Origin of the sequence: Candidatus Methanodesulfokora washburnensis, assembly GCF_003947435.1 — an archaeon.
In the GTDB taxonomy this organism is placed as follows: domain Archaea; phylum Korarchaeota; class Korarchaeia; order Korarchaeales; family Korarchaeaceae; genus Methanodesulfokora; species Methanodesulfokora washburnensis.
In genome coordinates, this window is the sequence record NZ_RCOS01000146.1 from 34,222 (window position 1) to 53,972 (window position 19,751).

Sequence of the window (19,751 nt, forward strand, 5' to 3'; positions counted from 1 at the left end):
AGCTTATATCCGAGATCCTCTGCTGACTGCATTAGACCTGTTGTCTGTGGAGGTGGTGTTTTGCCCCGCAAAAAGTCTGTTGTTAAGGAGGAGTATGAGAGGATACTTCAGGAGGCAATACAGAGGTTGGATAAGATATCCCAGAATAGAAGTGCACCGAAAAACATAAGGAAGGCCACTACAGATGCGATGGAGATCCTAAGAAGTGAGGATATCTCATATGGCATGAGATCAAGCAAAGCTATAGCAATATTAAACGAGATAATGAACGATATAAACATGCCCTTCCCCATAAGATCTGAGATACTGCTCATAGTAGGTTTACTCGAAAAGATAAGAGACTAAAATCTATTCTGTAAGCTTATCACCAAGATAAGGTCTCATAGAACTAAGAACAATTTTCCATTCCTGATCCCCGAAGATTCCTTCCTCTCTCTGCCATTTTTGTAGCTCGTATAGGGGTTTTATCAGGTCTGGATCGCTTTCAAACTTATCTCTGATAGGTTCCAGAAATTCGATCAGAAAATCTGATGCAAACTCCTTTAGATCTGCTGGGTGGATCATTCCATCCATGTAAAGCCTTTCTAGCTCCTTATATGATGAAACTTCTACAGTTCCTCCTCCAGCCTTTCTCGACAGTTTTAGCTCAGCTTTTCTATTACCTCTCAATATTATATCTCTGTATATCGAGAGAACTGGATTTATCAAGTTTCCCTCCTCATCGTACTGGTTTCTCCCTGGAGGACAAAAAGCCGCCTTTATCTTTTCCTTTATCATATCAGGAGGATCGTGTACAGCTATGTGTGTCTGGGGCTTTGATTTACTCATCTTCTCTCCCTCCAACAACCCCGGAGAGATCTCCGTGTGTATAGCTACTGGTATATATCTTCTAACCTTTAGATCCAAATTTTTCGAGAATATCTCCCTAGCTAGGGCGTGTATTTTCCTCTGATCAGTTCCTCCTATCGCTATGTCCACTCCTAAGTAGAGTATGTCAAGCGCCTGCATTAATGGATATATCATCTGTGACACGTATGGATTTCTGCTCTCTCTAGCTATTATGGACATAGCCCTCCAAGATCTCCTAGAGGTTACCTTTGTGGATATGTAGAGGAGATCCATCACATAGTCCTGTGAGAGCTGATAATCACTTCCAATAACTATCTTTATCTGAGGAGATCCTATTATATGAAATACTTCCTTATAATAAGTCTCGCAAAGTCTTCTTATCACATCTTCCGGGCCTTTTCTGTTTAAAACTGCATGCACATCTGCCATCAGCGCTATAGCATCTATACCTGCTTCAATCATCTCAGCCAGCTTTATTATAGTGGAAACAGCTCCAAGATGTATTGGCCCTGATGGTTCATATCCCACATATGTTGTCAGCTTTCTTCCAGAGGAGAGCAGCTCCCTGAGCTCATTCATTGTCATCACATTTTCCTCTATGGGTTCAGCAACACCTCTTAGGACGAGGGAGAGCCTGTCCATCTGCATCAGAAGAAGGTTACGGCACACATATTAAATCTTTTGGATAAATGTTTATGACCTTCCTCATCTCAGCAACCCGATGACCCTGCCTGACCTAGTGCTGAGCGATACCCTAACTGGTGAGAAAAGCAAATTCATACCCATAGACCCTCCACAAGTGAAGATGTATGTATGCGGCCCGACAGTATACGATGAACCCCACTTAGGTCATGCAAAAACCGCTGTTTTCTTTGATATCGTCAGGAGATATCTTAACAGACTCGGTTACAGCGTTTTTTATGTAGTAAATATTACTGATATAGATGACAAAATAATAAATAGAGCTCTCGAAGAAGGAGTTGACTGGAGAGATATAGCTAAGAGGTATGAGGAGGAGTATTTCAGAGCAATGGACTCTTTGAAGGTGCTTCCAGCTACAGTAAATCCGAGAGCAACAAATTTCATATCAAGGATGGTTGAATTTATATCAGGTCTTTTGTCAAGCGGGAAAGCTTACATAACTCCTGATGGAGTTTACTTCGATATTGAAAGCTTTGAGAGATATGGTCTTCTGTCTAAGATAAGAATGGAGGATCTTCTAAGGGATCCCAGGATCGAAAAAGGAATAAACAAGAAAAACCCTGCTGATTTTGCTCTCTGGAAATTCTCAAAACCAAACGAGCCAAGATGGAAATCTCCATGGGGAGATGGAAGACCAGGATGGCATATAGAGTGCAGCACAATGATATACGAGCTCATGGGACCATCTATAGATATACATGGAGGGGGAAGTGATCTAATATTTCCACATCATGAGAATGAGATAGCACAAATAGAGGCCCTAACTGGAAGAAAGTTCGTCAGATATTGGATTCACGTCGGTCTTCTCCAAGTAAGGGGGGAGAAGATGGCAAAATCCCTGAAGAACTACTTTTCTGTTAGCTCAGCCTTAGAAAGCTACGATGCAGATACCATCAGGATATTCCTCACATCAGCTCACTACAGAAAGCCCTTGGAGTTCTCTCCAGAATCCATAAACAGTACCAAAGAAAGGGTGAGATCTTGGAAGGATTCTACAATGAGAGCCCTGAAGTACTCAGAAGAGGGAAGAAAAGGTGATCTAACTGAAAATGAGAGAAAGATAAAGCTGGTGATTGATAATGAGGTAAGAAAATTTTTCTCGGCGATGAGCGATGATTTTAACACTCCACTGGCATACTCATCCATCGATATCATCTCGGCAACTGCCTCTAGAATAGTCTCTGAGAGTTTATCCTACAATCTCGCATCAGAAGCCTTCTTTGGTCTAGCAGAGATCTCATCGATATTAGGGATAGACCTTGTTGCTAAGAAAGAAACGAAGGAAAGGGGATATATAGAGGCCTTAATAGAGGTCAGAAAGCAGTTAAGAGAGATGAAAATGTATGAAATAGCTGATAAAATAAGAAAAAAGCTCATGGATATGGGAGTGATAGTTGAGGATAGAAATGGAGAGACTATTTGGTGGATAAAAGAGTAGATCAGAGGCCTCAGAGCAGGTCAGTGAGATCACTGTTCACTCTCGTCGCCTCTCATCATCGGCCTCTCAGGCTTCTAGCAATCTCGAGTTCTGAGAGCATGTTCTCATAGTGAGTTCCAGTCCAGTAATATTTATTACACTTGTTACAGACAAGTATCTGTTTTCCTGATCTCACAACAGCATCAGGAACTTTTCCGATCGCCTCCTCCGGTCTAACCCTTCTAAGAGGAGTGTTACACGTGGGACATCTGGTTTTATCAAGATTTATTTCAAGCTGAATCCCATACTTTGCTGATATTTCTGCCAGAGCTCTAATTGGATCCTCGGGGACAAATTCAACCCTTATGTTTCTCTTCACAGCTCTCTTGAACAGATTTTCATCTCGTGTTAATATAACACAATTTCTCTCTTCTGCTGCCTTAAGGGCTAGATCATCAAAATTTCCCATACCAAGATCTGTTATTACACTTACTCCAAGAATTCTGAGCCATCTAGCAAGTTTTCCCAGCATCTCATCAGCTATGAACTCCATACAACCGCCGTTATAAATGATAGCCCCGGCCGGATTCGAACCGGCGTCACCGGGTCCAGAGCCCGGTGTGCTTGACCGCTACACCACGGGGCTGAGAAAAGGGGAAGCTTGGTATAAAAATCTTTTTCAAAAAAGCTTTTAAAGTGCTTAAGTCATATATTTTCTAATGTAATAGTTTATTATTAAGATTCCTTTTTTCCCTCAAAAGAAGGAATAGCCCTCTATTATTCCTCTAAGATTTCGGTCGCTTTTCCCCTGTTCTGTCAGAAACACGCTCTTGTAGAAGAATTTTAAAAAAAAGAAAAAAATGTAGATAAAAGAATTTTAAATAAAACATCTTTAGAACTGATGACCTCATATGAGGGAGAAGCTGGGCTCATGTAGTTTCTGCATCAGGTGGTCCACAAGAGGATTTGCAATATCAATCCTGCTACTAATAGCTTCAATATACCTCAGGATAACCCCTCTTATCGTGATATCTGCCGCTGTATTCACCTTCTTCTCCGTGCTTACCACTCTACACTTTATATTTTACGTCAGAAGAAGGGAGAAGTGCATAAGAAGGGTCAGCGGGGAGTCAAGGAGGAGGTTTATATCAACTGCATTTAAGCTTGTTGTGGGCCTCGCTTTGTACAGCATGCTGGGCAAAATACCGGAGATATCAGCTAAACCGGAGATAAAGCCTATGAGGTCGGTTGAGCTTGCTGGAAAGGATTTGGAGGAAGCTGTAGGTAAAGCTACTGCATCTAAAGATCTGAGAAACGTATTGGATGGATTTAAGGCAGATTTAAGAAGTGCCAAGGCAATCCGTCACTTTTTGTCCTTTAACGGAAGGGAGCTAACACTTCTAGCTGTCGTAGTGCCTATTAGTGATAACAGTATTGCAACTTATTATGAGTACTCTGAGCCAGTAAGCAATATAAGAACACGAGCATATCTAATTAGCATAGAAAATGAGAAAGCGGCTATTAAAAGAATAAGCATCAACAATCACCTCATAGAAACAGAAGGCTCATGCGTATATGAATGTAGCACAGATAGCGACTGTCCTTGGGGAGAGACTTGTATTTCAGAATGCTGCTCCTGGGATCAAGGATGTCTTGGGCGATGCTGTGGTCCATGCATGGTGGCCTGTGCGGGCAGTCTAGCCTCATGTCTAACCTGCGTGCTTCTTTGGTGTCCATTATGTGCAATAATATACTGCTGCACACAAGTAGAATATATTTGTACACCAACCCCGTAGAGATGATCGGAAATGAGCAGAATGGAGGTTCTCTCTGATATTCTTATCCTTCTATCCATTCTCCTTTTTTCCATCCATTCCAAGCTTGGCCTAGATTTCTTCCCGGAGATACCTTTCCTCTACACCTTCTCACTTATAGTTATACTTATATATCACTTTTATAAAAAGAAAGAGGGGATATCGAGGACATTCTATCTAGTGAGTATTATAGCATTTATCTTATCATCTATATTAAATCTGTTTTTGTTTCTTATACTTGGAAACAGTATAATACTTAGTCTTCAATACTTGCTTAATTTGGTAATCAGCTCGATAACATACCCCTATTTTGTTGTTCAAAAGCCAAAGATAATTGCATTAAAAGCTTCCCTTACAATATCAGCAATTCTCTTCCTTACTTACCTAGTGACATACGAAGAACATCCTTCCATGATCCTAATGTGTCTATCAATCTCTTTGCTGCCATGCTTACCCTTTCTCCACCTCCTCATCTCTTCTATTTGCATGAGTTTACAAAAAATAAAATAAATTACTAGTAAACTAGATAGGATTGCATGAGGATTAATGTTATAGTCTTTATTAATCCATTTCATGTTGACGTAGAAAAACCTTTTTTAGATCCTGCTAATTGCCTTTTTTATGATCTCCACTTTTTCTTTAATATTCTCTTCTCTCTCTACATAAGTCCCTATCACGATAATATCAGCTCCAGCCTTAGCTCTTTCTGCAGCAAGCTCAGGAGATCTTATTCCTCCTCCCACTATTACTCCAAGCTTTGTGTTCTCTGATACTATTTTCACAGCTTCGACTGGAACTGGTTCCTCTGCACCACTTCCGGCCTCTAAGTAGACCCATCTCATTCCGAGAAGCTCTGCTGCTGTTGAATAAGCTAGAGCTATCTCTGGCTTCTTTCTAGGTATTGGATTAACCCATCCAACCCATCCTGCCGCACTTTTATGACCTGGCTCGAATATCAAATAGGCAGTCGGTATTGCCTCTATTCCCAGTCTCTTTACGGTGATTGCAGCTAAAGCCTGAGCCTGTATTATCCAGTAGGGATTTGATGAGTTTAAAAGGGACATGAAAAGTATTGCATCTGCCTTTCCTGATACTCCGTCCACATTTCCAGGAAAGAGAATTACAGGAAGGGAAGCAGATTTTTTTATCGAGCTTACCACTTCATCTAGCATTGCACCTGCTCCTATTGATCCTCCCACTAGTATTATGTCGGCTCCTCCCTTTTCAGCTTCGTATGCAATTTTCCCAGCTTTATCAGGTTCAGTCGAGAATGGATCTATAAGAATAGCAAGTAAAGCTTCCTCAGAAGACCTTCTTCTTATCTCGTCCTCTATCATATGGATCCTCTCCTAGCCTCACGCTTATTTAATAAATTGGCGTCCCTGTTTTTATGGCCATCCGTGTGCTTGCAGTAGATGATGCACCCTTTAAAAAAGGAGTTGATAAGTGGACCTTCATAGTCTGCCTTTTGTTCAGAGATCTAATTCTAGAGAAAGCAATAAAGGCTAGAATCGAGGTAGATGGTTCCGATGCAGAGGAGAAAATAGTGGAAGTAGTAAATAACCTCAGAGGAGAGGTTAACATCCTCATGCTACATGGAACGACAATGGGTGGTTTTAACATGATAAACCTGAGCTCTCTCCACAACAAATTGGGGATTCCAGTAATATCATTCCTTGAAAGAGCTCCCAGAGATGATCTGGTTGTTCATGCACTTAAATCCGCTGGAAAGGAGGATAAAATAGAGGATTTCTTGCGACAACCTAAGTATACTCCTTTTAAGACTAAATACGGGATAATTCACTGCCTTTTTGAAGGTATAAATGAGAGAGAAGTCGAGGAAATTTTGAAAAGGTATTGCATTGAGTCAAAATTTCCAGAACAGTTAAGGATAGCCAATATAGTGGCATCCATTGCGAGATGCTAGCTTCATTCCATTTTTCCATACTTAATCCAGAGTATTTTTCTATAAAGAGCTTTTTCCTGTTCACTGAGCTTTGAGAAGAACAATGATCTAAGCTTCTCATCTTCTATTTCTCTAACATCTGTATAGAGAACTTGACCTTCTTTTATGTTTCTTCCAACAACCCCTCCTTTTATCGAGATAGCTACCCTTTCACCAGCTCTAGCCATCTGCTTTCTGTTTCCTTCTTGTTGAATCTCAAGTACTGTCCCAACCTTCTTTCCTTTATCATTTATAAGGGGATAGCCAGGTAGTATTCTTCCGGAAACAACCTCAACTCCTATTATAGCTGGATCGCTGTTTCTGAAGGTATAACCAGGGAGAAAAGTCAATTCTGCTGGAAATACCACAGTTGAAAGTAGCTTTTCCTCCAGCTTTCTTTCAACTTCAGCTATGTGTCCCTTCAGGCCTTCTACTAGTTCATATATTATGTTACTTTTTATTATCCTAACTCCTCTCTCACCTGCCTCCTGCTCAACATCAGGCGGGACTCTAACATTAAATGCAAGAATTACTCCATATTTTTCATCCTCCTTCGAAATTATTGAGGCTTCAAACACATCTGATCTGCTTACATCTCCTATATCGCCTCTTCTTATTGGAATTCCTTCTGCTTGAAGCATACCGGATATCGCTTCCAAGGAGCCCAAAGCATCTGCTCTTACAATAACTCCTATCGCATCCGATCTTATAAGTATGCTCCTCACCTCTTCCTCTATTTCTCTTTTTATCTCTTCTGCCTCCTCTTCACTCTCCACGACATATATTGGGGCTCCTGGAATCACTTTATCCAGATCTGGAGCAACTATCATGATGCCAGAAGCAGCTTCTGCGAACTCAACTCTTTGAAATTTTGACTTTATCCTTATTTCTTCTAGCGGTCTTGGTCTCAATATCGCTCTAACCCTTGTTATAACAGAGGAATCAACACCTCCTATGAGTATTCGATCTCCCTCTCTTAGGATCCCATCGTATAAAATTGCTGCAACTACAGTGCCCTTTCCGGGCTCCTTCTTCACTTCAAGAACCACTCCTCTTCCTTTTCTCCCACTTATCTCCAGCTTATCCAGCATGTACCTCTGGACTAATCCTATTAGAACAGCTATAAGATCCGGAATTCCTTCCCCTGTCATCGCACTTGTTGGAACTATTGCTAGTTTCTTTGTAAAATCCCTTACTCTATCATATCTATCTGAATCAAAGCCCATCTCAGCAAGCTGTCCAACCACCCTGTAGAGAAGTCTGTCAAGCTCAGCTATTGTCTGCGGACTTTGATCATTTACTGCCTCTATGAAAGGCCTCCCCTCCACAGATTTCCATCCCTCAAGTGTGTCTATCTTGTTTAGTGCCACGACAAACGGAGTTTTTCTCAGCCTCAGTATATTTATTGATTCTACTGTCTGTTGCTGAACTCCACTGTGCACATCAACAACAAGAATTGCTATATCTGCTAGTGATCCTCCTCTCCTCCTGAGATTTGTAAATGCCTCATGCCCGGGTAAATCTATGAAAAGAAGTCCCTTTGCCTTAAACTCAAATTTTAGTCCTATCTTCTTGAAAATAGGATCACAAAGAGATTTTATGACGTCATATGGAACTTCTGATGCTCCTACATGCTGTGTTATAGCCCCCGGTTCTTTTGCAGCTACTCTTGTCTTCCTTATGTAATCCAACAACGAAGTTTTGCCAGCATCGACATGACCTAGCACTGCAACAAGGGGCTGTCTGTACACCTTCTGATGGGACACATCAATCTCCCTCCTAAACATGCTAAAGAACTTATTTAATATTTACTCAGCATTAAGATAACCACATTACCTCCAGTTGCTTCAATGCTTTAATAATGAAAAACTTGTATATAAAGTTAGCTACTCATGGATTTGGCAACCCACTTCAATTTCTTGGGATTCCTTCCCAGTTTTATCATGTTCTTCATGCATTTAGACGAACAAAAGAACAGTATCGATCCGTCAGATCTCACGTACATAATCCCAGTTCCAGGGGGAATTTTCCTACCACAAAGCTTGCATTTTCTAGCAAGAGAGCTAACTGACATAAATAACACCTCACTTCGGCTTCAGTTTCCTAGCTTCTATTTCAGTTTCCCTTAAGAGCAGTATATCTCCTACTTTCACGGCTCCCTTCACATTCCTAGTCAGCACTCTTCCCTTATCCCTACCGGCCAGAATCTTGGCTCTCACTTGCGTAACATCGCCTGCTATTCCAGTTCTTCCTATTATCTCAACAACCTCCGCAGGAAATGCTTTGTCCTCCTTTTCTGGCATCTATACCCCCTTTATCTAGAGGATCTTGCAACCCGGTATTTAAATTTTTATGGGAAAGATAAAGGATCTATTGTGGGGTTCCTCTTATCTCATTTATCTTCCCCTTTATAGCATCTATGAGATTTCCTGCTTGTCCTGGATCTACTATAGCCACAGAAGATGAAGCAACTTCTAATCCAGCAGCTTTTCCAAGCTCAAGTTTACTTGGAACGTATGCATATGGTACCTTTCTCTCATCGCAGAGCAGTGGAAGGTGCGCCACTATTTCTGGAGGATTGACATCCTCTGCTATCACTACAAACTTTGCTTCTCCTCTTTCTATGGCTTTTGTTGTCTCGTTTACCCCCTTTCTTAGCTTTCCACCTGAAGTCCTCACAAGATTTACCATTTCATATATCTTTGGAATTACGTCATCCGGAACCTTGAACTTCACATAGAAGGGTTTGTCACTTCTGCTCATTCTTCATTCCCTCCCACCGGCCTTGTGCAAATGAGGTATTAAAGCATTACTTCCATAACTAAAGTATATTTCTCTGCAGAGCCCATTCGAGAGTCCTGCCTGTTAAAACAAATCTCCTCGACAGCCTCAGCTCCTCCACAGATCTTGAGTTTGTTAAAGCCATCGATAACCTTAGCTCTTCTATCATCCTCTTTAATAAAGATCTTATTCCATCAAGCCCTTCTCTTTTAAACGAAACTAAAAATGGCCTAGCTGCTCCAACGAAGTGAGCCCCCAAGGCTATTGCTTTTGCTGCATCTATTCCAGTTCTTATTCCCCCAGATCCTATTATTTTAGCCCTCTTTATATGTTTTCTCACTTCTATTATGCCAATAACTGTTGGAATCCCCCAGTTTATAAAATTGTATGCTGTATCCCTTCTCAATCCGCCTGATCTGCTCCCTTCTATAACTGCCCAATTTGTCCCACCAGCTCCAGCTACATCTATGTATGAGGCACCTGCTGACTCCAGCAAAGTTGCTACTTCTCCAGAAATACCGTTTCCAACTTCTTTCACGACTAAAGGTACATCTACCTCCCTAGAAATATCAACTAGATTGCTAAAGAGCTCTGGAAACTCTCTGCAACCCTCAGGCTGAAGGAGCTCTTGAAGAAAGTTCAGATGGATCGCCAGAGCATCTGCTTCTATTGCCTCAACAACAGCTTTTGCATTCTCAACAGCTTTTTCTGTTGATATATGAGACATGCCCAAATTTGCTATTAGAGGTACATCAGGTGCCCTTTCCCTAACTATTTTATATGTATCTATTAGAGATTTATCCTCTAGCATTGCTCTTTGGCTTCCGACGCCTATCGCAACACCAAATTCCGATGCTGCTATTGCTAGTGCTTCATTTATCCCCTTAGAGAGGTCACTCCCTCCTGTTATTGCTTCTATTATTATTGGTGCTTTTACAGGCTTACCGGCAAAATTGGAGCTTAGATCTACTTCATCAGGGGATATATCAGGAAGTGCATGATGTAGGAGAATCACTTCATCAAACCAATTCATCTCTTTCCTTTCTACACTCTCCAAAAGGGCCAGTTCTATGTGCTCAATTTTTCTTTTAGATGTCTCATTCTGCACGAAATATCACCGATGCGTACCCGACAACCGATCCCCTTTCTCCAGTCATCTCTCCACTTGTCATGTATCTAACCAGCTCCCCCTTTTTCACCCCACAGAGCTTTGAGAACTCGATGGCAATAGCGACAGGACTTGGACCGCACATAGATATTCCATGCTCATATATGGCGTTGAACAATCCCTCTGAATCCATCTCTACTATCCTCCTCAGAGCAATTTCATCCTTCTTCCTAGCTATATCATCTGGCTCGTAGTGAGTCATATCAGAGGAAGCAATGACAATGGCATCTATTGAGTTTTCTTTCACAATTCTCCATATCGCATTTCCTATGCTTCTAGAGAATCCCTCATCCTGATCCAAGACTATCATCGGCACTATTTTTATATCCCCAAATATTGCTTGAATAAATGGTAATTGAACCTCGACTGAGTGCTCCATTGTGTGAGGTGAGTTCTCCAACCTTATCCCACTGACCTCTTTTGAAAGCCTTCTTGATATATCTAAATCAACGCTCACCAATCCTAATGGTGTTTCCCACTCCTCATAAAGCGGGATTGATGCTCTTCCTCCAATTCCTGTGTGATTAGGTCCTATTATGAAGAATATTTCTGGCTTTCCATCTTTAGAGAGCTCATAATACCCAGCAGCTGCCGTTGGACCAGAATACACGTATCCCGCATGAGGAGAAACGATGCCCTTTATTTTCCTGTTTCCTGAAACACCTTTTGGTATTCCCTCAAATCCAGCTCTTTTGAAAGCCCATTCCAGCATTCTGATTAGATCTTCTTTCCTATCAGGATAAAAGCTTCCAGAAACTGCAGGAGATCTTCTCATTATTTCAGCCCTATTATCCTAGTGGCAAAACTATCATAACCCTCTGGAAGCTCCCCGTCTGGGGGTATAGATCCTCTAGCCCTGAGAACTTCTCTTGTGAGAAGCCAAAATATGAAGGCCAAAGCTCTTCTTCCCTTGTTGTTTGTCGGTATTGCCAAGTCTATATATTCCAGCGTGTTATCCGCGTCGACCAGTGCCACAACTGGTATTCCTACTTTAACAGCTTCATCATGTATCTGCTTGTCAACTCTCGGATCGGAGAGCAGTACAACCTCTGGTTCGATGTAGAGAGGAGCTTGTGGATTGGTTAGCACCCCTGGCAATATTCTGCCAGTTATGGCTCTGCATCCAGTGTACTCCGAGAATTTTTTAACCGGCCTAAAGCCATATATTCTAGCTGATACCGCCAGAACAGCATCTGGAGGAAATCTTGATATAAACTTTGCCGCTATTCTTATTCTTTCGTCTGTCTTCTTTATATTCAGCATTGAGAGACCATCGGATCTTATTTTGTATATAAAACGGCTCATATCCTTGGTTCGCATTTTGGAACCGACATGAATTCCGGCTGACAGATATTTCTGCTTCGGTACCAAAAGCTCGCTGTCATCCACCATAGGTATGTTGTACAGATCGGATTTTCTATCCGACAACACATCACCTCCTCATCGACACAACTTCCCTGATCTCCACATGACTGAGAAACATCCTTCTACAGCAGTATCTTTCTATTCCTAGCAAATCTAAGACATCCTCTGGGTTCTCCCCAGCCCTCACTCTCTTTATATATTCTTCCCACTTGTCTCCTATTAGCTTTCCGCATGAGAAACATCTTATGGGGAACATCAACACTCCTCTTGCGATGATCAATATCACCGGTTAAAAAGTTAAGGGCTACCTCCCATCTAGATAATAGAGGTGTGATCATGTTCGAGTTGTGGGTTGAGAAGTACAGGCCAAAAAGGCTAAAGGATATAGTTGGACAGGATGAAGTGATAGAAGCCCTAACGGGATTTGTTGAGAAGAGATCAATGCCGCATCTCCTGTTTGCCGGACCAGCTGGGACAGGAAAGACCACAACTGCTTTAGCTCTTGCAAATGAAATTTATGGCTCTGAGGAGCTTGTTTCTGCTAACTATATGGAGTTGAATGCCTCAGATGAGAGAGGAATAGATACAATAAGGGTGAAGATAAAAGATTTTGCTAAGACAAAAGCTCTTGGAGAAGTTCCATTCAAGATAATACATTTAGATGAGGCCGATAATCTCACATCCGATGCACAGCAGGCTCTTAGAAGGATAATGGAGATGTATTCAAGCAATGTTAGGTTCATATTAGCTTGTAACTATTCATCCAAAATAATAGATCCTATTCAATCAAGATGCGCTGTCTTTAGATTTAATCCCTTGACTGATGATGCCATAATAAAGAGGTTGAGCTACATAGCAGAACAGGAGAAGATCCAGATAGGGGATGATGGATTCAAGGCAATAGCTTATGTTGCTGAGGGAGATCTAAGAAAGGCCATAAATATACTACAAACGGCATTTGCTGTTGCAAAAGGAAAAATAAGCCCGGAAATAGTGTACAAAATATCTGGTTTAGCCATGCCAGAAGAGGTAAATGACATAATACGCCTAGCTCTAGAGGGTCAGTTCCTAGAGGCGAGAACATCCGTGAGGAATTTGATGATAAACTATGGAATCTCTGCTGAAGATCTGGTTAGACAGCTCCATAGACAGATATTGCAGTATGATGGTATAGATGATGTAAAAAAGGCTGAGATAGTCTCCTATATAGGAGAGATAGATTTTAGACTGGCTGAGGGCGGAAATGGAGATATACAGATAAGCGCACTTCTATCAAAAATAGCCTCCATAGGAAGGGGGTCTCATGCTTCCGTGGGTTGAGAAGTACAGGCCAAAAAGGCTAAAGGATATAGTTGGACAGAATGAAGCTATCGAACAGATAATGAAGTGGATAGAGGATGTAAGAGCAGGAAAAAAGGTTAAACCTCTGCTGATATATGGACCAGCTGGGACAGGAAAGACCACAGCGGCATACGCAATAGCAAATGAACTTGGATATGATATAGTTGAGATAAACTGCGCCGATTTGAGAGATAAGGAAAAGTTAAACAGAGTGCTTGGAGGATTAGGATCATTCTCTCTTATCGAAGAGTCGCCAAGAATAATCCTCTTTGATGAGGTTGATGCCCTTCCAGCGGAAGGAAAAACAATATCCTCTCTTCTCAAGGAGATACTCTCAAGAGGAGACATGCCTGTTGTAATGACAGCCAATGATGTATATGAGAAGCATATGTATGGAATAAGGAACTTGGCTGATACTGTTGAGTTCAAAAAGCTCGGTGTCAGGGATATTGTGAAAGTTCTGTCCAAGATAGCCACAATGGAAAAGGTAAACCTACCTGAGGAAGCAATAAAGAAAATAGCATCCGGATCTGATGGAGATCTGAGATCTGCTATAAATGATCTTCAGTCTCTAGCTGAGGGATCTGCCGATCTGGTAAACTACTATGGAAAGATATTTGGCCAAAGAGACAGAGAAGCTGATATATTCAGAGTATTAGGATCTGTTTTCTCTGGCAAATATTGCACCAGAACAAGGTTCTTAACAAGCACACTGGACATGGATCAAGATATGTTCATGCGATGGATTGAGGAAAATCTCCCAATAGCAATAAAGGATCCCCCTTCTCTGTCTCTTGCTTATGAATATGTCTCTTTAGCTGATATATTCAGATCAAGAATTGTGAGAACGGGAAATTGGAAGTTAATGACTTACATAAATGAATTTTTGACCTTAGGCGTTTGCTCAGCCAAATCTCTCAGCAAATCGTCAGGATTTGTGAAGTTCAAGTTTCCATCTATAATAAAAGAGCTGGCATCTACAAAGGAGGAAAGAGCTGAACTTAAGGATGTACTAAGAAAAATAGCCAAAAACACCCATACCTCGAGCAATGTTGTGAGAAGAGAAATTCTTCCACTTATAGCTGCCCTCTGCAAGAGGAATAAAGACTTAATGAGAAAAATTGCTAGGGATATAGGAGTGGAAGAGGATCAGCTAGAGAGCATAATCGAATCTATAAAAATATAATCTTTAAGTTCCAGTTTTTCCACTTCTTCCAGAGAGTGAAAGAAGGAAGTTTCTTATCTCTACAGTTAGGGGATTATTATAATTAAGATAAAAAACTCTTATCCTCCCAAATCTCTTTTCTCCAACTATTCCCCTGCTCAAAAGGGCATTTAAATGCCTGCTTACAGCCATATAGCTTAGTCCTGTTTCCCTAGATATCCTCATTATGTTTGCCTCTTCTTTCAGAAATAAGAATACTATTATTTTTAATCTAGGTGCCGGAGCCAGTACTTCCTCTAGGTTTCCCAGATAATCCAATTGACTCAATCCTCTTTTACCTTTAATAGAATTGAGAGATCCTTTTTTAGCTCAGAGGATATGCTGGAGGATGGTGCTCCTTCAAGAGATATCAATGTTGTTTGTCCTTTAACTCCCTTTCCAGACCTTCTCGTTGTTATAAATCCAGCTTTATCAAGAGATTTTATTCTGCGCCACAATGCTGTGTGCTTGAAGGGAGGAATTCCATACATTTCACATAGCATTCTGTACTCCTCTTCTACCTTTCCCATTGGTATCCATGCATCCGAAGATTTCTCCAGCAAGTTTGATATCGCTAGCAGAAGCACTTTCTCATGAAGCTCGAGAGACATCAAAGCTCTTCTGTCTGTAAGCGGTTGATCCATCGAAATAGCCATCCTTACATGTTCGGGGGTTATCCTATCCGATTTATTAGCCTCCGCGAACATCGCTGACTGATAAAGCATGCTTAATGCTAGTCTGGCATCACCACCTCTAGCTGCTATTTCAGCTATCATTGACAGAATGTCATCATCATAGGATCCAGAAAAAAGCCCTATTTCTGCCCTATACCTCAGTATATCCATTATTTCCTCCTTGGTGTATGGCTCTAGAGCTATCCTTATGGTTATAAATGAAGAAATAGACCTATCTAGGAGATAATCTGGTGTCCACTCCCTAGATATAAGTATTATAGCTGGAGGTCTCGCCCCAGATCCCTCGCTTATCCTGAAGAGTGAGTACAGGAGATCTCCTCCATCTCTTAAATACCCAATCTCATCCAAGATTATCAAGATATTCTTATCTTTTATGAGCTCTTCGAATGCCATAAGTGCCTCTTGAAGCGAGAGACCTCTCTCCGGGAGGCCAGAACTTAAGCCCTTCATTATCTTATGCAATACTAAAGAAGATGTTCTGTATTTCCTACAGTTAACATGTAAATATTTTATTGAGATCTCCTTGGATATATTTATCGCAAATCTCAGGGAGAGAGCTGTCTTTCCGAGGCCTGGTTTCCCCATTATATATGCATTCCCTGCTATTCGACCAGACTTACTTACCATCGCAGATTCAAGCAGTTCCAGCTCTTTCTCCCTGTGTGGAAGACGTTCTGGGACGAATGACTCTGAGAAGCTGTCTTCGTCTCTGATTATTCCTCCAGAAGCATGTTTTAACATGCCTATATTCAAGGACATCCCCGATTAAGATCAATGGCCTTCATTGATAATACTTTCATCTGTTGTGCTAAATAGAGAGGTGGGGAAAAGTTTTCTCATTGCTGCCGGAAAGCTGGCCTATTAACTTTTATACAACTCTTTTATATTTTTTATATCTGATATAATACAGAACTAGGATAATAGATGATATAATGGACGCTATAAGAGGTGGTGCATATATGAAAGCTGGGTTCACTATACTGGACATTACCTGATTGTAATAAGCGAGCAACTCTGTCTTGTTGTATTTCAGGAGAGGAGGAGTTAGAGTAGATAGCGCTATAAACCCTTCAAAGAACTTTCTCGCAGAAGATCCTGTATTAGATGGACTATTTGAGAAAACCTTTCCGGAAAGTGCTTTGTACGCCTCGTTATAGTTTTGAGCAATGGATCCGATATCTTCTGCTGAAGTAGATGCATATATTTTGAAAATACCTATTTCAACTCCTGTTAACTTAGCTGAGTATGGATTTGTTGTGAACCAATTCACAGCAACTCTCTTAGTTCCTTGTTGTTCCACAATATATATCATTGATGGTTCTGATGGCAGCACAAAGCTAACTTTGTAGTTCGGTGGTAGTATAAAGGTGAGGTTAAACACATCATACATACCTAGATAAAGCTCAGATATTCTAGAGTCCTCCGGCATTGTGCTATACACTACAGCTCTGGTTCCATTCGATGTACGTATTTCCCCAGATACTACCTCAATGGGGATTGAGATACTGGCCTTCAGGAACCTGTAACTTCCTAAAGTACCATTTACAATCGATATAGAGGGGTCGGATGAGGGGGAGAATTTAAGAAAGCCTCCTAAAAGCGGTTTATCTGTCAGATTTCTCACCTTACTTACCAAAATTCCCTTGAACTTCTGTTCTGTTATATTTGAGATCAGTTTCATGTACTGATCTGCCATGGATCCATACCATGAGAAATCCACGTATATGTTTCCCCTAGTCTCTGAGTATATGTCGAAGACCACGTTTATCGCAAGGGAGTAAGGTTTTTCAGAGAGGGGTTGAGCCCCGACATAGAGTCCCTGTAATAAAAGGATTAGAATGACAACAGCTTTTTCGGAGTTCATAATAACTTCATGCATGGTACCCTTATTAAATAATAGCGGTGCCATTTTGACGTCCTTGATTTTGGCTGTAGACGAGGTAATTAAATAAAAGAAAAACCCTATCTTTAGAAGAAAAGCTAAAATATATGAGTGGAGGTTATGCTCATGATGAATTCTGCAAAGAAGGCAGGAATAGCTGAACTTGGATATTTAAAGTGGCTTCTCAAGAAAAATCCATTCTCATCCATCTCTAGCGAAGCTCTGAGCGAGATTACTCCCCTTCATGTTGATACTGAGGTGGATAAAGATTTAGCTAGAATTGTTAGGAGCACGATAGAGAGGGGAACTAAAGGTCTGCTATTTGTAGTGGGAGAGTTTGGAAGTGGAAAGACTCACAGGCTTAGGCTTATCTCTGAGCTTGTAGAGAGAATTCCCTGTTATTACATAAAAGTTGATGTAGAGAGCCTAGGAGGCCTTGTGAGAAGAATATATGAGAAAATAGAAGAAGAAGGCCTCCTGTCTAAGATAGAGGCAATCTTAAAGTTGAGAGAGGAAAGGATAATACATGACAACTATGAGGATCTAGCGGAGGACATAGCAAATATATTGTCTCAGAAAGGGTATTTTATATTAATGTTAGATGAAATTGAGAATCTTGTCCAGAGAAGCAGTAGGAAAGAGCTTGAAAGACTCGGCTCTTTCCTCCACAGACTTTATGATAGGATCGAGAGAGGGATTATAGTTATAGCCTGCGTGCCCAAAGCATTCAATATACTCAATTTGTATATAAGGGATATACCTTATAACAGAGTTGTTGTGAAAAGAATAAGTAACGAGGAAGCGGAGCTCATACTTAGCAAGAGGCTTCAGCTTTGCAGGGAAGGAGCTGCCAGAAGGATTTCTCTTGACTCGCTTTATCCATTTAAGAGGGAGACTGTACATAAAATGAATGAGATTGCTGGAGGAAATCCTAGAAGACTCCTTAAATATGCTAGGATGCTTCTTGCTTCATCTGTTGCTAGCGTGCTTGAGGGAAACGCTATAGGACCAGAATTTCTCCTGAAGGAGTTTTCTCCGACAAAAGGAAGTAGCCATGTAAAGAACGACTACAATGGAGTGTTTAAGACAATAAGAAACAAATTCGGAGAGAGAAGTTTTTCTATAATAGAGGCATCTAAGGTAATTAACCTCCCAATATCCGAGACAAAAGAATTACTTGAGAAATTGGTTGAGGAGAACAAGCTTATGAGGGATGGGTTTAGATATAAAGTCTGTTGACATTCTTGCTTTCTATTTTTATCGGAGAAAAATTTCTGGGATTTTCTCCAGTAATCTCATCTTTATGCGTTTTGATGCAAAGCACATCAATACAAATCCTAGAATCTTATTGATTAAATAGCTTAAGGCTGATTTGCTGATTGACCTTTCCTTCTTTCCATTTCTCTTATCAGGTTTTTCCAGAACTCAACTATTTTAATTTCCCTTTCATCCGGGTTTCCAAGATCAAGAAACCATTGATCAAGCTTTCTTCTTAGGTCTATCAGTTCATTTTTTCCGAGAGATTTTACCCTAAACACAATCGCTTTTGATTCTCCATCCTTCATTGATTCTATTATTCCCTCCACCATCTTTCTGTAAACCAGATCGTCTATCTCCTTCGATAGATCCTCCAGTTCTTTGATTCTATTCTCTCCTCCATTGATCAAAATATCGGCTAACTTCTCAAATAATTCCATAAAAATCACCTCAGAGGTCACTACTCAAGATCTTCATCATAGATTATCAGCGGGCTCGATGAGATCATCCCTCCTCTTGGCAAGAACTAGATAAGCAAGTATTTATAAGTTTTTGCAGGAAGAAGAAAATAGGAAACCTTATAATATGTAAAATTAGTATACATATTGAGATACATTTAAATTTCTTGTGTTTATAAAGCTTTTTTGTTCTTTCCTCTCATAAGAGCATTTATTCTCAGGAGCTTCTCTATCTAATATCTGTTAGGCTCCTTTTAGATTTATTTCTTATTTAAAACATTTTTCTCGAGGGATACAGTTACTTGGGTTCTGTTCTGAGAGGCTGCTTGGAAAAATAGCATTTAGTTATCTGAGGGATAAGCTTTTAATTTATCTTTAACCCAGTATAGGGGCCGGTGGTCTAGCGGTATGACGCCGCCCTCACGCGGCGGAGGCCGTGGGTTCGAGTCCCACCCGGCCCATTTTGAGATAAGGTGATTAAATGGCAAGATTTTCCGTGGATAGGCTTGCTAACATGCCTGTTGTTACAGACAAAGGTATAATGCTAGGAGAGATAGTAGATCTGATAATAGACGAGCTTACGGGAAAGATTACATATATAGTAGTGAAAAAGACAAAAGGGTCTTCTGAGAGCTTCCTGCAGAAGCTAAGGCATGATAAGGAGGGAAATGTACTCCTACCCTATGCATCTATAAAGTATATAACTGAGATGGTTGTTGTAGATGAAAGATACTTAAGAATCCAAGCGAGCAAAGGTGCATAGTTATAAATATTATAACAGAAATCAAAAAATCACCCTTTAAAAAGCCCAAGAAATTAACGCTCTATACGATACCTATCAAACCTTTTATGTTTATAAAACTTAAATAATGT

The 19,751-nt window shown here is 40.7% G+C and carries 23 protein-coding genes and 2 tRNA genes; 9 read left to right on the top strand and 16 right to left on the bottom strand.

Translation table 11 applies throughout. From position 1 onward, the window contains the following. Nucleotides 1–60: 60 nt before the first annotated feature. A complete protein-coding gene (locus D6D85_RS12780) occupies nucleotides 61–345 on the top strand; it encodes a UPF0147 family protein (protein ID WP_161969873.1) in 285 nt (94 codons plus the stop codon). A gap of 3 nt (nucleotides 346–348) precedes the next feature. On the opposite strand, the gene D6D85_RS12785 is transcribed toward D6D85_RS12780, so the two are convergent. Beyond that, a complete protein-coding gene (locus tag D6D85_RS12785) occupies nucleotides 349–1,497 on the bottom strand; it encodes a tyrosine--tRNA ligase (protein WP_125672426.1) in 1,149 nt (382 codons plus the stop codon). Nucleotides 1,498–1,570: 73 nt separating this feature from the next. Here D6D85_RS12785 and cysS point away from each other — a divergent pair, with 73 nt between their 5' ends. Continuing rightward, nucleotides 1,571–2,989 (top strand): cysteine--tRNA ligase, encoded by a 1,419-nt coding sequence (gene cysS, locus D6D85_RS12790; protein WP_125672427.1) that lies wholly within the window; start codon nucleotides 1,571–1,573, stop codon nucleotides 2,987–2,989. A 55-nt stretch (nucleotides 2,990–3,044) separates the two neighbouring features. Here cysS and D6D85_RS12795 read toward each other — a convergent pair whose 3' ends face one another. Together D6D85_RS12795 and D6D85_RS12800 are read right to left on the bottom strand one after the other, a co-directional pair. After that, complete coding sequence (locus D6D85_RS12795; protein WP_125672428.1) at nucleotides 3,045–3,521, bottom strand: Mut7-C RNAse domain-containing protein; 477 nt, start codon at nucleotides 3,519–3,521, stop codon at nucleotides 3,045–3,047. A gap of 20 nt (nucleotides 3,522–3,541) precedes the next feature. Further along, nucleotides 3,542–3,614, bottom strand: a tRNA-Gln gene (locus tag D6D85_RS12800). A gap of 265 nt (nucleotides 3,615–3,879) precedes the next feature. Between D6D85_RS12800 and D6D85_RS12805 the strand changes: the two genes are divergently transcribed. Then, nucleotides 3,880–4,764: a hypothetical protein gene (locus D6D85_RS12805; protein WP_125672429.1), complete on the top strand. Its 885-nt coding sequence runs from the start codon at nucleotides 3,880–3,882 to the stop codon at nucleotides 4,762–4,764. A gap of 614 nt (nucleotides 4,765–5,378) precedes the next feature. On the opposite strand, the gene D6D85_RS12810 is transcribed toward D6D85_RS12805, so the two are convergent. Continuing rightward, the gene (locus D6D85_RS12810) at nucleotides 5,379–6,119 is read right to left on the bottom strand and encodes a geranylgeranylglyceryl/heptaprenylglyceryl phosphate synthase (protein ID WP_125672430.1); all 741 of its coding nucleotides are present in this window, start codon (nucleotides 6,117–6,119) and stop codon (nucleotides 5,379–5,381) included. 53 nt (nucleotides 6,120–6,172) lie between these two features. Here D6D85_RS12810 and D6D85_RS12815 point away from each other — a divergent pair, with 53 nt between their 5' ends. Further along, complete coding sequence (locus D6D85_RS12815; RefSeq protein WP_125672431.1) at nucleotides 6,173–6,709, top strand: endonuclease dU; 537 nt, start codon at nucleotides 6,173–6,175, stop codon at nucleotides 6,707–6,709. Nucleotides 6,710–6,711: 2 nt separating this feature from the next. Here the strand turns inward: D6D85_RS12815 and infB are convergent, their stop codons facing one another. From infB to D6D85_RS12855, 8 genes are all read right to left on the bottom strand, one after another. Next, nucleotides 6,712–8,493 (bottom strand): translation initiation factor IF-2, encoded by a 1,782-nt coding sequence (gene infB, locus D6D85_RS12820; RefSeq protein WP_237558854.1) that lies wholly within the window; start codon nucleotides 8,491–8,493, stop codon nucleotides 6,712–6,714. A gap of 116 nt (nucleotides 8,494–8,609) precedes the next feature. Beyond that, nucleotides 8,610–8,801 (bottom strand): 50S ribosomal protein L24e, encoded by a 192-nt coding sequence (locus tag D6D85_RS12825; RefSeq protein WP_125672433.1) that lies wholly within the window; start codon nucleotides 8,799–8,801, stop codon nucleotides 8,610–8,612. Nucleotides 8,802–8,811: 10 nt separating this feature from the next. Next, nucleotides 8,812–9,030, bottom strand: a complete 219-nt coding sequence (locus tag D6D85_RS12830) for a 30S ribosomal protein S28e (protein WP_125672434.1) — start codon at nucleotides 9,028–9,030, stop codon at nucleotides 8,812–8,814. A gap of 67 nt (nucleotides 9,031–9,097) precedes the next feature. After that, a complete protein-coding gene (rpl7ae, locus tag D6D85_RS12835; RefSeq protein WP_125672435.1) occupies nucleotides 9,098–9,490 on the bottom strand; it encodes a 50S ribosomal protein L7Ae in 393 nt (130 codons plus the stop codon). A gap of 58 nt (nucleotides 9,491–9,548) precedes the next feature. Next, the gene (fni, locus tag D6D85_RS12840) at nucleotides 9,549–10,616 is read right to left on the bottom strand and encodes a type 2 isopentenyl-diphosphate Delta-isomerase (protein WP_125672436.1); all 1,068 of its coding nucleotides are present in this window, start codon (nucleotides 10,614–10,616) and stop codon (nucleotides 9,549–9,551) included. Then, nucleotides 10,606–11,451, bottom strand: coding sequence for an AmmeMemoRadiSam system protein B (amrB, locus tag D6D85_RS12845; protein ID WP_125672437.1), 846 nt, complete (start codon nucleotides 11,449–11,451; stop codon nucleotides 10,606–10,608). Before amrB ends, fni begins: the two co-directional genes overlap by 11 nt. Then, on the bottom strand, nucleotides 11,451–12,068 hold the full coding sequence (gene rpsB / locus D6D85_RS12850) for a 30S ribosomal protein S2 (protein ID WP_125672460.1): 618 nt from the start codon (nucleotides 12,066–12,068) through the stop codon (nucleotides 11,451–11,453). The genes amrB and rpsB overlap by 1 nt, the downstream gene beginning before the upstream one ends. 40 nt (nucleotides 12,069–12,108) lie before the next feature. Next, a complete protein-coding gene (locus tag D6D85_RS12855) occupies nucleotides 12,109–12,300 on the bottom strand; it encodes a DNA-directed RNA polymerase subunit N (RefSeq protein ID WP_125672461.1) in 192 nt (63 codons plus the stop codon). Nucleotides 12,301–12,377: 77 nt separating this feature from the next. Between D6D85_RS12855 and D6D85_RS12860 the strand changes: the two genes are divergently transcribed. Further along, the gene (locus tag D6D85_RS12860; RefSeq protein WP_125672438.1) at nucleotides 12,378–13,361 is read left to right on the top strand and encodes a replication factor C small subunit; all 984 of its coding nucleotides are present in this window, start codon (nucleotides 12,378–12,380) and stop codon (nucleotides 13,359–13,361) included. After that, the gene (locus D6D85_RS12865; protein ID WP_125672439.1) at nucleotides 13,345–14,568 is read left to right on the top strand and encodes a replication factor C large subunit; all 1,224 of its coding nucleotides are present in this window, start codon (nucleotides 13,345–13,347) and stop codon (nucleotides 14,566–14,568) included. Before D6D85_RS12860 ends, D6D85_RS12865 begins: the two co-directional genes overlap by 17 nt. A 3-nt stretch (nucleotides 14,569–14,571) precedes the next feature. Here D6D85_RS12865 and D6D85_RS12870 read toward each other — a convergent pair whose 3' ends face one another. The 3 genes from D6D85_RS12870 to D6D85_RS12880 form a co-directional block, all read right to left on the bottom strand. After that, nucleotides 14,572–14,874 carry a winged helix-turn-helix domain-containing protein gene (locus D6D85_RS12870; protein WP_161969874.1) on the bottom strand — a complete coding sequence of 101 codons (303 nt, stop codon included), beginning with the start codon at nucleotides 14,872–14,874 and terminating at the stop codon, nucleotides 14,572–14,574. Beyond that, a complete protein-coding gene (locus tag D6D85_RS12875; RefSeq protein WP_125672441.1) occupies nucleotides 14,871–16,040 on the bottom strand; it encodes a Cdc6/Cdc18 family protein in 1,170 nt (389 codons plus the stop codon). Before D6D85_RS12875 ends, D6D85_RS12870 begins: the two co-directional genes overlap by 4 nt. 109 nt (nucleotides 16,041–16,149) lie before the next feature. Next, nucleotides 16,150–17,145 (bottom strand): hypothetical protein, encoded by a 996-nt coding sequence (locus D6D85_RS12880; protein ID WP_125672442.1) that lies wholly within the window; start codon nucleotides 17,143–17,145, stop codon nucleotides 16,150–16,152. A 144-nt stretch (nucleotides 17,146–17,289) separates the two neighbouring features. Here D6D85_RS12880 and D6D85_RS12885 point away from each other — a divergent pair, with 144 nt between their 5' ends. Further along, nucleotides 17,290–18,402: an ATP-binding protein gene (locus D6D85_RS12885; protein WP_161969875.1), complete on the top strand. Its 1,113-nt coding sequence runs from the start codon at nucleotides 17,290–17,292 to the stop codon at nucleotides 18,400–18,402. A gap of 122 nt (nucleotides 18,403–18,524) precedes the next feature. On the opposite strand, the gene D6D85_RS12890 is transcribed toward D6D85_RS12885, so the two are convergent. Continuing rightward, nucleotides 18,525–18,860 (bottom strand): hypothetical protein, encoded by a 336-nt coding sequence (locus tag D6D85_RS12890; RefSeq protein WP_125672444.1) that lies wholly within the window; start codon nucleotides 18,858–18,860, stop codon nucleotides 18,525–18,527. Nucleotides 18,861–19,267: 407 nt separating this feature from the next. Here D6D85_RS12890 and D6D85_RS12895 point away from each other — a divergent pair. Both D6D85_RS12895 and D6D85_RS12900 read left to right on the top strand, forming a co-directional pair. Further along, a tRNA-Val gene (locus tag D6D85_RS12895) sits at nucleotides 19,268–19,339 on the top strand. 20 nt (nucleotides 19,340–19,359) lie between these two features. Then, nucleotides 19,360–19,641, top strand: coding sequence for a PRC-barrel domain-containing protein (locus D6D85_RS12900; RefSeq protein ID WP_125672445.1), 282 nt, complete (start codon nucleotides 19,360–19,362; stop codon nucleotides 19,639–19,641). The last annotated feature ends 110 nt before the right edge of the window (nucleotides 19,642–19,751 follow it).

What these genes read in the sequence shown, in the direction of transcription:
- D6D85_RS12785 (WP_125672426.1), bottom strand. Translation starts at nt 1,497, where the DNA reads ATGCAGATGGACAGGCTCTCCCTCGTCCTAAGAGGTGTTGCTGAACCC.
- cysS (WP_125672427.1), top strand. Translation starts at nt 1,571, where the DNA reads ATGACCCTGCCTGACCTAGTGCTGAGCGATACCCTAACTGGTGAGAAA.
- D6D85_RS12795 (WP_125672428.1), bottom strand. Translation starts at nt 3,521, where the DNA reads ATGGAGTTCATAGCTGATGAGATGCTGGGAAAACTTGCTAGATGGCTC.
- D6D85_RS12805 (WP_125672429.1), top strand. Translation starts at nt 3,880, where the DNA reads ATGAGGGAGAAGCTGGGCTCATGTAGTTTCTGCATCAGGTGGTCCACA.
- D6D85_RS12810 (WP_125672430.1), bottom strand. Translation starts at nt 6,119, where the DNA reads ATGATAGAGGACGAGATAAGAAGAAGGTCTTCTGAGGAAGCTTTACTT.
- D6D85_RS12815 (WP_125672431.1), top strand. Translation starts at nt 6,173, where the DNA reads ATGGCCATCCGTGTGCTTGCAGTAGATGATGCACCCTTTAAAAAAGGA.
- D6D85_RS12825 (WP_125672433.1), bottom strand. Translation starts at nt 8,801, where the DNA reads ATGTCAGTTAGCTCTCTTGCTAGAAAATGCAAGCTTTGTGGTAGGAAA.
- D6D85_RS12830 (WP_125672434.1), bottom strand. Translation starts at nt 9,030, where the DNA reads ATGCCAGAAAAGGAGGACAAAGCATTTCCTGCGGAGGTTGTTGAGATA.
- rpl7ae (WP_125672435.1), bottom strand. Translation starts at nt 9,490, where the DNA reads ATGAGCAGAAGTGACAAACCCTTCTATGTGAAGTTCAAGGTTCCGGAT.
- amrB (WP_125672437.1), bottom strand. Translation starts at nt 11,451, where the DNA reads ATGAGAAGATCTCCTGCAGTTTCTGGAAGCTTTTATCCTGATAGGAAA.
- rpsB (WP_125672460.1), bottom strand. Translation starts at nt 12,068, where the DNA reads ATGGTGGATGACAGCGAGCTTTTGGTACCGAAGCAGAAATATCTGTCA.
- D6D85_RS12860 (WP_125672438.1), top strand. Translation starts at nt 12,378, where the DNA reads ATGTTCGAGTTGTGGGTTGAGAAGTACAGGCCAAAAAGGCTAAAGGAT.
- D6D85_RS12865 (WP_125672439.1), top strand. Translation starts at nt 13,345, where the DNA reads ATGCTTCCGTGGGTTGAGAAGTACAGGCCAAAAAGGCTAAAGGATATA.
- D6D85_RS12875 (WP_125672441.1), bottom strand. Translation starts at nt 16,040, where the DNA reads ATGTCCTTGAATATAGGCATGTTAAAACATGCTTCTGGAGGAATAATC.
- D6D85_RS12880 (WP_125672442.1), bottom strand. Translation starts at nt 17,145, where the DNA reads ATGAACTCCGAAAAAGCTGTTGTCATTCTAATCCTTTTATTACAGGGA.
- D6D85_RS12885 (WP_161969875.1), top strand. Translation starts at nt 17,290, where the DNA reads ATGATGAATTCTGCAAAGAAGGCAGGAATAGCTGAACTTGGATATTTA.
- D6D85_RS12890 (WP_125672444.1), bottom strand. Translation starts at nt 18,860, where the DNA reads ATGGAATTATTTGAGAAGTTAGCCGATATTTTGATCAATGGAGGAGAG.
- D6D85_RS12900 (WP_125672445.1), top strand. Translation starts at nt 19,360, where the DNA reads ATGGCAAGATTTTCCGTGGATAGGCTTGCTAACATGCCTGTTGTTACA.